Source organism: Micromonospora sp. M51 (genome assembly GCF_018070305.1).
Classification (GTDB): Bacteria; Actinomycetota; Actinomycetes; order Mycobacteriales; family Micromonosporaceae; genus Micromonospora; species Micromonospora parva.
The window spans coordinates 1-14,647 of record NZ_JAGPXZ010000060.1 but is presented as its reverse complement, the minus strand read 5'-3'; the positions used below and the strand labels follow the sequence as shown (position 1 = coordinate 14,647).

General features: G+C 70.6%; 17 protein-coding genes, 1 pseudogene and 1 riboswitch. Of the genes and pseudogenes, 1 reads left to right on the top strand and 17 read right to left on the bottom strand.

What is annotated here, in order from left to right; genetic code table 11:
• The 3 genes and pseudogenes from KBX53_RS05770 to KBX53_RS05760 form a co-directional block, all read right to left on the bottom strand.
• Positions 1-570 (bottom strand): annotated as a pseudogene (locus tag KBX53_RS05770) (glycine dehydrogenase (aminomethyl-transferring)); the annotation flags it as partial.
• Positions 571-642: 72 nt separating this feature from the next.
• A riboswitch (glycine riboswitch) is annotated at positions 643-741 on the bottom strand.
• Between the two features lie 84 nt (positions 742-825).
• A complete protein-coding gene (locus KBX53_RS05765) occupies positions 826-1,671 on the bottom strand; it encodes an NAD-dependent protein deacetylase (RefSeq protein ID WP_210858053.1) in 846 nt (281 codons plus the stop codon).
• Between the two features lie 83 nt (positions 1,672-1,754).
• On the bottom strand, positions 1,755-2,822 hold the full coding sequence (locus tag KBX53_RS05760) for a MerR family transcriptional regulator (RefSeq protein ID WP_210858052.1): 1,068 nt from the start codon (positions 2,820-2,822) through the stop codon (positions 1,755-1,757).
• Positions 2,823-2,921: 99 nt separating this feature from the next.
• Between KBX53_RS05760 and KBX53_RS05755 the strand changes: the two genes are divergently transcribed.
• Entirely contained in the window at positions 2,922-3,578 is a 657-nt protein-coding gene (locus tag KBX53_RS05755; RefSeq protein ID WP_210858051.1) for an NAD(P)H-binding protein, read from the top strand.
• A 26-nt stretch (positions 3,579-3,604) separates the two neighbouring features.
• Here the strand turns inward: KBX53_RS05755 and KBX53_RS05750 are convergent, their stop codons facing one another.
• From KBX53_RS05750 to KBX53_RS05685, 14 genes are all read right to left on the bottom strand, one after another.
• On the bottom strand, positions 3,605-4,342 hold the full coding sequence (locus KBX53_RS05750; protein WP_247675156.1) for a maleylpyruvate isomerase family mycothiol-dependent enzyme: 738 nt from the start codon (positions 4,340-4,342) through the stop codon (positions 3,605-3,607).
• A gap of 184 nt (positions 4,343-4,526) precedes the next feature.
• Positions 4,527-5,393, bottom strand: a complete 867-nt coding sequence (locus tag KBX53_RS05745; RefSeq protein ID WP_210858050.1) for a cyclopropane-fatty-acyl-phospholipid synthase family protein — start codon at positions 5,391-5,393, stop codon at positions 4,527-4,529.
• Between the two features lie 187 nt (positions 5,394-5,580).
• Complete coding sequence (locus tag KBX53_RS36830) at positions 5,581-6,276, bottom strand: DivIVA domain-containing protein (protein WP_030327702.1); 696 nt, start codon at positions 6,274-6,276, stop codon at positions 5,581-5,583.
• A 109-nt stretch (positions 6,277-6,385) separates the two neighbouring features.
• Positions 6,386-7,552 carry a globin domain-containing protein gene (locus KBX53_RS05735; protein ID WP_030327703.1) on the bottom strand — a complete coding sequence of 389 codons (1,167 nt, stop codon included), beginning with the start codon at positions 7,550-7,552 and terminating at the stop codon, positions 6,386-6,388.
• Positions 7,553-7,554: 2 nt separating this feature from the next.
• Positions 7,555-7,953: a group 1 truncated hemoglobin gene (locus KBX53_RS05730; protein WP_210858049.1), complete on the bottom strand. Its 399-nt coding sequence runs from the start codon at positions 7,951-7,953 to the stop codon at positions 7,555-7,557.
• Between the two features lie 260 nt (positions 7,954-8,213).
• Complete coding sequence (locus tag KBX53_RS05725; protein ID WP_081883657.1) at positions 8,214-8,810, bottom strand: MerR family transcriptional regulator; 597 nt, start codon at positions 8,808-8,810, stop codon at positions 8,214-8,216.
• 159 nt (positions 8,811-8,969) lie between these two features.
• Positions 8,970-9,434, bottom strand: coding sequence for a bifunctional nuclease family protein (locus KBX53_RS05720; protein WP_030327706.1), 465 nt, complete (start codon positions 9,432-9,434; stop codon positions 8,970-8,972).
• 183 nt (positions 9,435-9,617) lie between these two features.
• Positions 9,618-10,319 (bottom strand): MerR family transcriptional regulator, encoded by a 702-nt coding sequence (locus KBX53_RS05715; RefSeq protein ID WP_209444452.1) that lies wholly within the window; start codon positions 10,317-10,319, stop codon positions 9,618-9,620.
• 50 nt (positions 10,320-10,369) lie between these two features.
• A complete protein-coding gene (locus KBX53_RS05710) occupies positions 10,370-10,822 on the bottom strand; it encodes an FHA domain-containing protein (RefSeq protein ID WP_007071101.1) in 453 nt (150 codons plus the stop codon).
• Between the two features lie 214 nt (positions 10,823-11,036).
• The gene (gene gcvH, locus KBX53_RS05705) at positions 11,037-11,417 is read right to left on the bottom strand and encodes a glycine cleavage system protein GcvH (RefSeq protein ID WP_030327708.1); all 381 of its coding nucleotides are present in this window, start codon (positions 11,415-11,417) and stop codon (positions 11,037-11,039) included.
• A 60-nt stretch (positions 11,418-11,477) separates the two neighbouring features.
• Entirely contained in the window at positions 11,478-12,473 is a 996-nt protein-coding gene (locus KBX53_RS05700) for a DUF881 domain-containing protein (RefSeq protein ID WP_030327709.1), read from the bottom strand.
• A gap of 11 nt (positions 12,474-12,484) precedes the next feature.
• Complete coding sequence (locus KBX53_RS05695; protein ID WP_030327710.1) at positions 12,485-12,817, bottom strand: small basic family protein; 333 nt, start codon at positions 12,815-12,817, stop codon at positions 12,485-12,487.
• Complete coding sequence (locus tag KBX53_RS05690; protein WP_030327711.1) at positions 12,814-13,758, bottom strand: DUF881 domain-containing protein; 945 nt, start codon at positions 13,756-13,758, stop codon at positions 12,814-12,816. Before KBX53_RS05690 ends, KBX53_RS05695 begins: the two co-directional genes overlap by 4 nt.
• The gene (locus KBX53_RS05685) at positions 13,755-14,387 is read right to left on the bottom strand and encodes a CDP-alcohol phosphatidyltransferase family protein (protein WP_030327712.1); all 633 of its coding nucleotides are present in this window, start codon (positions 14,385-14,387) and stop codon (positions 13,755-13,757) included. Before KBX53_RS05685 ends, KBX53_RS05690 begins: the two co-directional genes overlap by 4 nt.
• Between the last annotated feature and the right edge of the window lie 260 nt (positions 14,388-14,647).

Below are 14,647 nucleotides of genomic sequence, written 5' to 3'. Positions count from 1 at the left end.
CCGCACCTCGATGCCGAGCGGCTCCGCCCGACTGGTGATCACCGCGATGGTCTGCGGCAACGCGTCGGCGTCGACCACGTACACCGGGCTCTTGCTCTTGGACGCGCGGCGGGCGAGGGTCATCGCCTCCGCCGCCGCGGTGCCCTCGTCGAGCATGGAGGCGTTCGCGGTGGCCAGCCCGGTCAGGTCGGTGACCATGGTCTGGAAGTTCAGCAGCGCCTCCAGGCGGCCCTGACTGATCTCCGGCTGGTACGGGGTGTACGCCGTGTACCAGGCCGGGTCCTCGAGGACGTTGCGGCGGATCACCGCCGGGGTGTGCGTGCCGTGATACCCCAACCCGATCATGGAGACGGCGACGGTGTTGCGCGCCGCGAGGGCCCGCAACTCGGCGATCGTCTCGGCCTCGGTGGCCGGGTCGGGCAGGTCGAGGGTGCCGTGCCAGCGGATCACCTCGGGGATCGCGGCGTCCATCAGCTCGTCGATCGAGTCGTGCCCGACGACCTCCAACATCCGACGCTCGTCGTCGGGGCCGGGACCGATGTGACGGGTGGCGAACTGCTCTACGGTCATAGGGGCACTCCCGGGGCGAGGTCGACGTGTCGGCCTCCCCCTCTGTCGCACCCACAGGGGCACTCCACAGTGCCTGCCCACGAGGTCCTTTTGCCTGAGAGGTTCCGGGGAGGATTTGCCCCTTCGGCGCCGCCCTGCGTGCTGTCGGGCGGTCTCTCCCACGTGGGTGTTACCGGCGTGGTCAACGCTACCAGCGCCGGTGTTTCCCGCAGATGTCCTACCCCCGGGCCGGGCACCGCGCCCAGTGACCCACGATCACACCTTGAGCGGCACTCCAGCGGCGACCCGCGCGGCCAACTGCGGCAACACCACACCCAGCGGCGCGTCGACGCACACGGTGGCGTGGTCGTCACCTCGCGTGGGCCCCTGGTTGACGATCGCGACCGGGATGCCCCGTTTCGCCGCCCGAATCACGAAACGGCGCCCCGACATCACCGTCAACGACGACCCGAGAACCAGCAACGAACGGGCCTGCTCCACGGCCGCGAAACACCGCGCCACCCGCTGCGGCGGCACCGTCTCACCGAAGAACACCACGTCCGGCTTCACCATCCCGGTGCCGCAGATCCCGCAGTCCACCGGCCGGAACGCCGCCACCTGCTCATCGGGGAGATCAACATCACCGTCCGGGTTGACCCCGGCGACGCGGGCCACGAAATCCGGGTTGGCCTCCCGCAGCTGCCGGTCCAGTTCCTCCCGCGAGGTCAGGTTGCCGCAGTCCAGGCAGGTCACCTCGTCGAGCCGACCATGCAACTCGATCACCGACGGGCTGCCGGCCGCACCGTGCAGACCGTCGACGTTCTGGGTGATCACGGTGTCGACCAGACCGGCGCGTTGCAGCTGCGCCACCGCCTGATGCCCGGCGTTGGGCGCCGCGCCCGCGATCAACCGCCACCCCAGGTGGCTACGCGCCCAGTAGCGCCGCCGGGCGAGCGGATCCCCGGTGAACGCCTGGAAGGTCATCGGGGTGTGCCGCCGCGCCACCCCGCTGGGCCCCCGGTAGTCCGGGATCCCCGACTCGGTGGACAGGCCGGCGCCGCTGAGGACCACCACCCCACCGCCGGCCACCAGCGAGGTCAACACGTCGAGGCTCTCCGTCACCTCTCCATGCTGCCTCAACCCGTGCGTCACCGGCGAACCCCGCGCCGGGTGGGCAACCCCACCCGGCGCGGGCACCGGGACGTCTATACCGCCACGATGTCGGCCACCACGCAGGCGATGTTGTCCGGTGCCCCCTCGGCCCGCGCCAGCGCCGTCAGCGCACGCACCGTGGCATCCGGATCGCCGGCCCCGGTCAACGCCGAACGCAGCTCGGCCCGGTCGACGACCGCCGACAACCCGTCGGAGCACAGCAGGTACCGGTCACCGGCCTGCACGGTGCGCACCGCGAGATCAGCCTCGACCTGCCGACCGCCACCGAGGGCGCGCACCAGCACCGCCCGCTGCGGATGCGACGCGGCCTGCTCCCGGTCGAGCCGGCCCTGATCCACCTGGGCCTGCACCCAGGTGTGGTCCTGCGTGAGCAGCGACAGCTCACCGTCACGCAACAGGTAGGCCCGGGTGTCGCCGACGTGCACCAACGCCAGCCGGGAACCGCGCAGCAGCAGCCCGGTCAGCGTGGTGACCGGCTGGTCGGCGTCGGACGCCAACCCGCGCACAGCGCGGTCGGCGTCGGCGACCGCCCCGGCCAGCACCGTCAACACCTCGGCGGACGGCAGGTCGGCGAACTCCAACGGCTTCAGGGCGTCGACGGCGGCCGCGCTGGCAGCCGCACCGCCCGGCCCCCGCATACCGTCGGCCACGGCCAGCAACCGTCCGCCGGCGTACGCGACGTCCTCGTTGCTGTCGCGCACCAGGCCGGTGTCACAACCGGCCGCGCAGCGTACGGCAACCGTGCCATTCGGGTCGGACATCGTGGTACCCCCTTCAGAAAGGTGATCCACGAGGAGGGTGGCGAGCCGGGCGCGAGCCGCGGTGTCGGCGCTGACCCGCCGCCAGTACGCGCTGATCGCCTCAGCGGCCGCCGCGGGCTCCAGGGCACACACCACCCGGATCGTCGCCAGCGGCATCCCGAGCCGACGCAACTGGGCGACCAGCCGCGCCACCGGCAGCTGAGCCGGGTCGTAGAACCGGTAGCCGGACTCCGGATCCACCGCCGCCGGAACCAGCAACCCCACCTGGTCGTACAGGCGCAACGCCTTCGGCGTCAGCCTCGCCGCCCGAGCGAACGCCCCGATGGTCATCAGCCCCACGTGAACATCCTCCTCGTGCCGGTCACGGCGACCGGCACGACCAGGCTCAGGGTTACCCGAAGGTCAAGGTCAAGCCGATGCGGCCGGTAGGTTGGGCGCATGCGCGTCGTCATCGCCGGAGGCCACGGCAAGATCGCCCTGCTGCTGCAACGTCACCTCGTCGGGCGCGGCGACACCGCCGTCGGCCTCATCCGCAACCCCGAGCAGGCCGCGACACTGCGCGCCGCCGGCGCCACCCCCGTGGTCAACGACCTGGAACACACCGACATCACGCAGCTCGCCGCGCACCTCGACGGCGCCGACGCGGTGATCTTCGCCGCCGGTGCCGGGCCCGGCAGCGGCGCCGCCCGTAAGGACACCGTCGACCGGGCCGCCGCCGCGCTGCTCGCCGACGCCGCCACCCGCGCCGGCGTCCACCGCTACCTGCTCGTCTCCTCCATGGGCGTGGACAAGCCACCCGCCCCCGGCACCGACGACGTGTGGGCGGCGTACCTGCGCGCCAAACGCGCCGCCGAGGACGACCTGCGCGGCCGCGACCTGGCCTGGACGGTGCTGCGACCCGGCCGGCTCACCGACGACCCACCCACCGGGCGGGTCACCCTCACCCCACACGCCGGGGGTGGCGCGATCAGCCGCACCGACGTCGCCCACGTCCTCGCCGCGCTGCTCGACGAACCACGCACCGCCGGCGCGACACTGGAACTCGTCGACGGGCCCACCTCGATCGCCGACGCCGTCCGCGCCGCCGCCACCTGACCGACTACGCCGGCCCGCGCCGCGTCCTACTCCTGCGGCTCCCAGGCGATCAGCTGGTCCAGGACGCGGCGGTCGCCCTCGAGCTGCAGCAGGTCCATCTGAATGCGGCCGTAGAAGAACATGACCAGCTCATTGGCCGTACCCCGGGCGGAAACATACGCCACCCCCGGGTCCTCGGCGGCGAGCGGCGCCGAGAGCCGGGCGGTCCGTGCGCCGTCGGCGGAGAACCACAGCCGCCAGGAACGGCCCTCGGCGGCGTGGTAGTCGATGACAGCGGGCTCGTGCGGCCACGCGATCGTCGTCGCGACGCAGGTGGTCAGGAAGTCGTCGACACCGTCGAGGGCCACCTCGTCCGGCAACGGCTCCGGTGCGCCCACAGCGACCTGGGCGTCATAGGTGTGCACGGCGACCTGCTGAAGCTGGTGGCGGGCAACAGCGCCGGCGGTCTGCGGCGACTGCGAATCACCCCACCACGTCCCGCAACCACGATCCGGGCCGGCCTCCCGCAACGCCGACAGCAACTGCGCCGTCGACGCGGCGAACCAGGCCAGCAGGGCCTCGCGCACGCGGGGCGGCGCCGGCGCGGCGATGTCCGGTGGGGCGTCGGCGGGCCCCGCGGCCACGATGGCGGCCCACCGGCGGCGTCCCTCGCCCAGGTGTCGCACCAGGTCGAACACCGTCCACTCAGGACACGTCGGCACCCGCACGTCGAGGCTGGGCGCCGCGGCGACCGCCGCCCGGAACGCAGCCGACCGTTCGTCCATCTACCGCAACAGATCGGCGAACTTCAGAGTCTCTTCCACCGCGGCTTTGTACCACCCCGCCCCGGCAACCGACAGCGGGTTTCGCCCTCGCGGCGGGGGCACGCGGAAGACCCGGTGCCCGGCGCGGCCGCCTCGCACCCCGAACAACCGCTCAGCTGACCGCCAGCCCCGCAGCCGGTCGGCGTCAGCCGCCCGGGCGGTGCGCGGCGACCAGCACCGGCCCGCCGGGGACGGTCGGGAAACGGCGAACATCGGCCAAGCCCGTCGCCGCCAGCACCTGCGCCATCCGGTCCGCGTCGAACGCGTTACCACCGTTGCGGACCGCGTTCCACCGGTCGACGGCCGCCCGCAACGGATCCCCCGCCGGCGGGTTGGTGCCCGCCACCAGCCAACCACCAGGCCGCAACGCCTGCACCAGCCGGGGCAACGCCACCGTCAACGTCTGCTCGGGCAGGAACGGCGCCGGCAACCACACCAGGTCGTACCCGCCCGGCTCCGTCACCTCCGCCACGTCCTGACGGCGCAGACTGATCCGATCCGCGACCTCGCCTGCCTCGGCCAACTCACCCCGGGCCAGGTCCAACGCCCGCTGCAGCACGTCGATACCCACCACCGACGCCCGAGGCAACGCGCGAGCCAGCGCGACCGCCAACCCCGCCACCCCGGTGCCCACGTCCAGCACCCGGCCGTCCGCCGAGCCCAAGCGCTCCGCCAACCCCGGCAACTCGGGCACCACCCGGGTCGCCAACGCCCGGCCGGTCGCCGCCGACGCCCGACCCTGGTGCAGCAACACCTCGTCGTCCAACTCCGCCCAACCCGCCCCGCGCGGCCCGGAAGGCTCCTGCGCCGCCGCGGCGATGGCCTGCCGCAGCGAACTCAACCGGGCCTGCACCGCGCTGCTCCCCGTCGGCCCATCGGCGGGCACCAACGACGGGTGCGCAACCGGCACCCCACCATCCCAGGCCAGCAGACCAGCGGCCTCCAGCACCGCGCTGCGGTGCGGCGACGCCGCCACGACCTCGGCGAGCGGGGCCGACAGGGCGTCACTCATGGTGCCGACCGCGGCCGCCAGAGCCCACGCCGAAGCCTCCCACGCGGCCAGCGGGTCCACCGACCCGCCGGTCGGAGACGGTGATACAGACACGAAGGAGCCTCTCTCACGGGCGCGGCCACCGATCAGCCCCGCCTGACCCCTCCGACTATGCCACCGCCGCCAACGCGCCGAGCACGCTCCACGATCAGCGCTGCTGGTGCCGCGGCAACGCCGACTGCCCCACCACACCACCCACGAACGGCGCCCCCGGCGTCTCCGCCGCGATCCGATCCATCGTGCGCGCCAACTGCTCACTGCCGTCATCAAGATGCCGCGCCGCCGCCTGCATGTGCGACACCATCATCTCGCCGAAAATCCGCAACGCCTCCCGGGTCGCCACCGTGTCGTCGAAGCTCGGCCCGGCCGCGCTGCGGTACTCCGCCACCGCCCGCTCCGCCTCCTGCTTCGCCTCCGCCTCCGCCGCCTGCAGGTAACTCTCGTACTGCACCCGGGCGTACTCGGCGACCCGACGCGCATAGTCATGCGCCTGCGCGATGATCTGCTCCGCCTCCCGCTGCGCCGCCGACAGCAGATTCACCTCCCGCGCCGCCGGAACCTTCGCCGCCGCCCCCGTACTCGGAATCACCCCGTGCCGGTGCAACTCCACCCGGTCGTTCAGCCGCTCGTTCTCCGCCCGCAACGTCGCGATCTGCGTCGCCAACAGATCCAACTCGTCAGCGACCTGCACCCGGAACCGGTCCACGTCAGCGTTGTCATAACCCCGCCGGGCGAACGACGCGGCACCGAACTCCCACCGCCGAACCCGATCGGCGGTCATCCGCACCTGCACACCACCGGAAACCTGCACCCCGTCATACCGGCTGATCGGCGTCGCGCTCACCTGTGCAGACCTCCGTTCACGACTGCGGGGCTCGCAAGCTCACTCCTCGCGCTCACCGCACCCGCCCTTCCGTTCGCGACTGCGGGGCTCGCAAGCTCACTCCTCGCGCTCACCTGTGCCCACCTTCCGAAGTGTCACCCGCAGCCGTCCGCCACGCCGGGCCGTACCACTGCGCACCCAGGCCCTCGTGGTGCACCTGACCCGCGTGGTAACCCGCCTGCGCCAACGTTTGCACCGCGTGCGACACCATCTCGTCCGACCCACACACGAACACGTGCCGGGAACGCCAGTCACCGTCGGCCAGCGCCCGATCCACCGCCTGCACGAACTCCCCCGGCCGGTGCACGTCGGTACCCACCACGTACGTCACCGTCAACCACGGATACGACGACGCCAACTTGTCGATCGCGTCGCTGTCGTAGAACTCGCTACGCGACCGGGCCCCCACGTACAGATCAACTCGGCGGCGGGAACCCTCCGCGGCGACCTGCTCCACCAACGCCTTCACCGGCGCCCAGCCCGTACCCGCCACCAGCAGCAACAGGTCACTGGAGCCCGCCGACCACAAACCCAACCGGTCCCCCACCGGCGCCGCCAGGTGGATCCGATCCCCCACCGCCGACCCGTACACCAGCCGCGACGACACCGCGCCCCCCGGCGCGGCCCGCACATGCAACTCCAGGGTGCCGTCCGCCCGCGGGGCGTTCGCCGGCGAGTAGTACCGCCACGACCGCACCGACGGGTGCGACACCCCGATCGACTGACCCGGGGTGAACGGCAACAGGTACTGCGGGCGCACCGTCAACACCGCCACGTCGAACGCCCGCCGCTCATGCGCCACGATCTCCGCCACCCACCACGGCGGATTGACCGCCTCAGCGGCCTGCGCGGCCTCCATCATCACCTGGGCGACCAACCCGTACGCGGCCGTCCAGTCCGCTGCCAACTCCTCGGTCCACTGCTCGGCGAGGAAATGCTGCAACGTCGCCACCAGCGCCTCACCGACCGCCGGATAGTGCTCCGCGCGCACCGCGAACTTGCGGTGATCCGCGCCGAGATCCTGCAGGAAACCCACCAGCCGATCCACCTGGTCCACGTTGGACACGATGTGGCCCAACGCGGTCACCAGGCGATCCCGCTGACCGGCCATGTTCGTGGGGAACATCTGCCGCGTCTCAGGATGAGCGAGGAACAACGTCGAATAGAAATAGAGCGGCACCTGGTCGCCGTGACCGGCGACCACCGACCAGCTCTGCTTGAGGCGAGCCGCGTCCACGCTCAGACGCCCGACCTGTTTCCGGCAGCCACCACCTGGCCCTGCACCTGCCCCAGCACTGTCTGCACGTCAGCGAGGATGTCCGCCGGCACCCCCAACTCGGTCAGCGTCGCCGTCAGGTGCTCGCCCACCTTCGCGTAGTGCTCCACAGTGATGTTCAACGGCTGGTGCGCCTCAGCCAACCCACGACCCGTGTACTCGTTCGGGCCACCCAGCACCACGGTCAACATCAACGCCAGGTGCCGCCGCTGACCCGCCATCTCCACATCAGTGAAGTAACCCGCCAACTCCGGGTCCGCGAGCACCTTGTCGTAGAACAGCTCAACCGCCGCCTTGACCGAACTGGCACCGCCAATGCGGTCGTAGTGCGAAGCGGGAGCCGTCTCTTCCGTAACCGTCACGGTCGTTCCTTCCGGGGATGAAGGGTGCAGAACCGTGAGGGACCATAGCGTGTCAAACGCCTCCGGTCAGCGCCCCCTTATCGGATTCCCGACAATACGACCGACACGTTGCGTCATCACTACCGATCGGTATCTCCACAATCGGCCACCAACACCACACCGAACGTATCCACAAGGGACCGGCGTGGTCGATCACCCCCGGCCACCGTCACCGACGGTCGCGAGAAAACCCAACCGGAAAAAATTGGAAGCCGAACGAGTCAGCCGGCCCGCCGCCGCGCCCGCCGCGCCGCCAGCTCGTCACCCACCGGATCCGCCCCGGACACCGCCGCCGGCTCCACCGGGCCGCTCGTCGCCGGCTCCGCCGGCAGATGCGACAACGACCCCTGGATCTCCTTGAAAGCCCCACCGATCGCGATGCCGAAGACCCCCTGGCCACCCTGCAACAGGTCGACCACCTCCTCCGGAGACCGGCACTCGTACACCGTCGTCCCATCAGAGATCAGCGTGATCCCCGCCAGATCCTCCACACCACGCGACCGCAACGCCTCGATCGCCTTACGGATGTTCTGCAGGGACACCCCCGCATCCAACAACCGCTTCACGACCTTCAACACCACCAGGTCCCGGAACGAGTACAACCGCTGCGTCCCCGAGCCCGAAGCATCCCGAACGCTCGGCACCACGAGCGTCGTCCGCGCCCAGTAGTCCAACTGCCGGTAACTGATGCCCACCGCGTGACACGCCGTCACACCCCGGTAGCCAACCGAACCGTCACCCTCAGCCGCCACACCTGGCGACGAGGCACCCGGCTCGTCGAACTCTGCACCCGGATCGGAATCCCGCGGCTCGTGCATCCGGACAACCTCCCCGTCAGTGTGGCGACGCATCGTTTCCGGGACGCGCACCCCTCGACATGGAAACCCTATCGCCACCGTCAGGGGTTACCACGGAGGAACCGACGCGACACGCCGCGCAGCCACCGAGAAAGATCACCAACCGAGCCCGGGCACACCTCAGCCCGCGAAATCCTCCGGACGCACCTGCTCCAGGAACTCGCGGAACTTCTCCACCTCGTCCTCCTGCTCATCAGGGATAACGATCCCCGCCTCGCTGAGGACCTGCTCCGCACAACGAATCGGCGCACCGACACGCAACGCCAACGCGATCGAATCGCTCGGCCGTGCCGACACCCGCACCCCATCGCCGATCAACAGATCCGCGTAGAAGACGTTCTCCTTCAGCTCGGTGATCTCCACCGCCTGCAAGGGCGCCTTCAACGCCGCCAACACATCCCGCAGAAGATCATGGGTCAACGGCCGGGCCGGCTTGACCCCCTGCTGCTCATAAGCGATAGCCGTCGCCTCGACCGCGCCGATCCAGATCGGCAGATAGCGGTCCCCCTCGACCTCCCTGAGCAGGACGATCGGTTGGTTGCTGGGCAGCTCCACCCGAACTCCGACCACGCTCAGCTCGCGCACCGCCGCCTCCGTGTCGTCGTCAACCTACGCACCGCGCCCTTCCCTGCACGGTACACGGACCGCAACACGGCCGTCCCATGCGCTACAGCACCACGCCCGCGCCGAAAAGGGGTTACCCCGGCAAGCCTACGGCACGCTTCCCCGAAGAGATCTTTCCGCTCAGCCGCCACCCGCCGGGCACCCTCACCGACCCAACGTCGACCGCAGACCCACCCGCACCAACGCCGCGTGCAACTGCTCCGACAACGCCACCAACTCCCGCGCCGTCTCCGCCGCCCGCGCCCGCGCCGCCGGATCACTCTGCCGCGCCAACGGCGCCACCAACTGCGCGAACAAACCGACCTCCCGGTCCGCCGCCGTCCGATAACCCCGCAGATGCCGCGGCTCCAACCCGTACGACGCCAACCCCGCCACCGCCGAAGCGATGATCAGGGCATCCGCGTCATACCAACCCGGTGGATCCGACACCAGCACACCGAGCCGCTCCAACTCCGCCAGCGTCGACTCGTCGATCCCACTGCGCGCCACCAGATCCGACCGGCCGAGCCGCACCTGCGACGACTCGGCCGGCTCCGACACCTCACGACCCGGCACCGCACCATCGGGACCAACCGCCACCAACGCCGGCCGCGACCGCTCCGGCTGCTCACCGGACGAATCCCACTGGGCCAACTGCTCCCGGATCACCCGCAACGGCAGGTACCTGTCCCGCTGCGCGGTCAACACGAACCGCAACCGCGCCACATCGTCCCAGCTGTACTTCCGGTAACCCGCCGCCGTCCGCTGCGGCTCGACCAAACCCTCAGCCTCAAGAAACCGCAGCTTCGAAATCGTGGTATCCGGAAAATCCACCCGCAACTGCCCAAGCACCTCACCGATGCTCATCAGCGGCTGAGACCGAGCCGCCCCGGGTGACGTGGAGGCCGCAGGCTCGTTCACCCCCGGCCGGCCTCCTCCTCCGGGCGCGGACCGGCGATGAACACCACCCGGAACTTACCGATCTGGACCTCGTCACCGTTGCTCAACGTGGCCGCCTCAACCCGCTCACGATTGACGTACGTGCCATTCAGGCTGCCCACGTCGCGCACCGTGAACGTCCCACCGTCACGGTGGAACTCCGCATGCCGACGCGACACCGTCACGTCATCCAGGAAGATGTCACTGTCCGGGTGCCGGCCACTGGTCGTCACATCGTGGTCCAACAGGAACCGGGCACCCGCATTCGGGCCTCGACGAACCACCAGCAGCGCCATACCCGGCGGCAACGAACCGGACATCCGGCTCGGCACCACATCGGTGTCCGGCCCCTCCAGCACTTCGTCGAGCGAACCGAGATTGAGCGTCGAAGTGACGTCGAGTGGGGGGAACTCGTCGTCTGGCCGCGTCATGGGACCACCTCACGGATCTGTTCGGTCGGCGTCGGGTAATGGCGGGTCTGGCCGCCGGGCACATGCACACCCGGCGGCTGGCTCCCCGTGCCCGGGAAGGCAATTCCACAACGCTCAACTATTGGGTTCTCGGTCGACTGGGCGAGCCTAGCCAGCGCCGAAATGCAGGGCAACCGGACGCGCGCAGACATCGCACGCACCGGATCACGCACACTCAGCCTTCGGTGATCTTCTGATACGCGGCCGCCGTCAGCAACCCATCCGTCGCCGTCGGATCATCCGGCGTGATCTCCACCAACCAACCCTCACCGTACGGATCAGTGTTGATCAGCTCAGGAGTGTCAGCCAACGCGTCGTTGCGCGCCGCCACCGTACCGGCCACCGGCGCGTAGATCTCCGACACACTCTTGGTCGACTCGATCTCACCCAACGAGTCACCGGCCGCGACCACCGCACCCGCCTCGGGCAACTGCACGTACACGATGTCACCGAGCGCGTCCTGCGCGAAGTGGGTGATGCCGACCCGGACCGAAGCCGTGCCGTCACCCGCCACCCACTCATGCTCGGCGGTGTATCGCAGATCCTCGGGAATCACCAGACGCGTCCTTCATCCATCGGTGCCCCGGACCACCCGGGTCCGGGGCGGCCGCGCCGGTCAGGAGACCGGACGGGCGTGTTCCAACTTGATCGGCACGTGCAGCGCCGAAACCTCGGCAACCTCACGCTCCCCAAACGTCACGTTACCGCCGTCACCCCGAACCGACGCCACCACCCCACCAGGAATGTTCAACGCCGTACGCATCGTCGCCGGATCACCGATCACCGTGATCGTGTACGGCCCCGTCAACCGACGCCCCTCCACCATCAACGACCCGTTGTCCCCATCGAGGAAGTACGTCGACGCGATGATCCGAACCGTCGCCCGATCCCCACCGGAAATCTGCATCGCCTCGGCACCCGCACCACGCAGCTCCTGGACCGCGTCCAACACCCGGTTCGCCGAGATCGGCTTCACCCCGGAGTCGAACTGCACCGTCAACCCCGGGCCCACCGCCGGCAACGTCCCCGCCAGGATGCCCAACTCGTCCGCCCGCCGGGTCGCCTCGTCCAACGCCGCCTGACGACCCTGCTCACCCGAGCGCAACTGACGCTGACTGTCCTCCAGGGCACGGATGTCCTGCTGCAGGCGGTTCTCCCGCGCATCCAGATCCGACAGGATCCGAACCAGGTCCTCCTGCCGCGTGGCCCCCAACGTCGGGTCCGTCGAGGTCGTCTTCAACTGCACCACCAACGTGAACCCCAACAACGCCAGCAACGCGGCGATCATCACACCGGCCGTACTCCACCGGGACCGACCAGCCACCACCGGCTCCGCCGGCTCCACCGACGCGTCGGAACCCACGACCGGCTCCCCCGACCGCGACACCGCGTTCAGGTCCACCGTCGCACCGTCGTCGACCGGCTCCACACCCGGCTCCGCCACCGGCTCATCGTCCGACGGCCGCGCGGGCCCCTGCGGCGCCAACGGGCTCAGCTCGTCCGGATCCGGCGCGTCAGGCCGCGGATCAGGCTCACCCGCCGGCCCACCCGGGCGCGCCGGGCCCGCCGGCTGCGGCCACCCGGTCCCCGTGTCGGTCTGCTCGTCACTCATCGCAACCCAACCTACGCCCGGAACAGGTGCCGGCGGATCGCCGCCACGTTGCCGAAGATACGCACACCCAGCACAACCACCACACCGGTGGACAACTGCCCGCCCACACCCAGCTGGTCACCCAGATACACGATCAGACCAGCGACCAGCACGTTCGAAATGAACGACACCACGAACTGCTTGTCGTCGAAGATGCGGTCCAACCGGGCCCGCACCCCACCGAACACCGCGTCCAACGCGGCCACCACCGCGATCGGCAGGTACGGCTGCAACGCCGCCGGCACCGTGGGATCAAGCCACACGCCCAGCACCACACCGGCGAGCAACGCCAGCACCGCGATCATCGGCCACCTCCGGAGGGGCTAACAGTCGTCGCCGGACCGGACGACCCGGGACTGCCGGACCGGACACCCGACGCGGAAGGGCTCGGACTGACCGACGGCTTGGCGTAGCGTAGCTGCGGCTCTGGAGCCGCCGGCAGGGTGAGGTCATCCGACTCGCGAACACCGAACGACAACCCGGTCCCCTGCGCCACCTTCCGCATCAGCGCCGCGTTCCGACTGTCCTCGAACTTGCGCCGCATCGAATCCGGCCCGATCGCCGACACCTCGTACGGCCCGGTCACCGGCCGGAAATCCACCAGCATGGCCTCACCCGCCGACCGGATCGTCGACGTCGACGTCAACCGCTGCCCGTTGATGGCGATCGCCTCCGCGCCGGCACTCCACAACGCGTTCGCCACCCCCTGCAGGTCGCTGTAGAGCACCCGGGGCGGCCCGGCACCGGCACCGGTCACCGCGTCCGCCTTGTCCGGCGCGTCCGCCAACCGCACCACCACACCATCACCGCGCACCCGACCCAGCCCGGTGCTCGCCTCCAGGTTGCGCAACCGGGCGGCGGCCGACCCGCTCAACGCCGCGTCCCGCTGCCGACTGACCTCCTCGCGCAGCTGATCCGCCCGCGTGGACAACCGGTCGGTCTGGCTCTCCCGTTCCTTGATCTGCGTCACCAGACCCGAACGGGCCTGGCTCCGCCCCGGCTCGTCCGCCATCGTCTGCCGGTACGCGACCGCGAACAGGAAACCGAGCATCACCACCACGACCAGGCTCACCGACCGCGCCGGCCAGGCCCGCCATCCTCGCGCCGCAGCGGACTGCGCCGAGCTCCGACGGGCGGCGGCCGCGTCCGCGTACCCCGGGTCCAACGGGTTGCGAAACAGTTCGGTGAGGAAATCCGGCGCGTACACCCGGTCCTGGCCGGGTTTGCCCAGCCGCGGCGCGCTCACGCCGCTGCTCCCGGGCCGCGCACCGCGCGCACCAGCCGGGCCGCCTGCACGACGTACATCCCGCCGGCCACCCAGTAGAGCACCAGACCCCACCAGGCCAACGCCCAACCGATGGCGCTCGCCGCGGTCGCCACGTCGGTCGCCGCGGTGGCCAACAGCAGCACCGGGAACGCCGCGAGGAGCAGGAACGTGGCGGTCTTGCCGACGTAGTGCACCGGCGGCGGCCCGTACCCGTGGCGACGCAGCACCGCCAGCGAACCGAGCAGGAGCACCTCACGGGCCAGCAGCGCCGCGGTGAACTGCCACGGCACCACCTCCCGCGCGGTGAACGCGACCAGGGTGGCGAGGATGTAGAGGCGGTCGGCGAGCGGGTCGAGCAGTTCGCCCAGGCGGCTCACCTGACGCAGCCGGCGGGCGATCCAGCCGTCGACCCAGTCGGTGGTGCCGCCGATGGCCAGGACGACGACCGCGGCCACGTCGGCCCGCGCCACCAGGAAGAGGTAGAGGAACAGCGGCACGCCCAGCAGCCGCCCGAAGCTGATCAGGTTGGGCACTGTGAGCACCTGGTTGCCGGGAGCCTCGTCACCGGTGTCCCGCGGGTGCTCTGCCCGAGCCGGCCGACGCGACACCGATCCTCCTCCACGGCACGCGGGCCCCCGCCGACGCCGGGCGCGGCTGCGGGTCGTCCGTTCTGTCGGGCGGACCACCGCCGGCTCTCCCCGATGGCCCCGCGTGGGGCCCGTTCCTCTGCTGCGGCCCGCGGTCCTCGAGATCGCGGGCCGGGTAGATGCGCTGCCACTATATCGGGCCTCCTCTCGCCGGCCGGGTGCCGCCGCCGGGCTGTCGGTGCGGCTGTGCCGCCCTATGGCGTGGATCACCACGCCTAAAA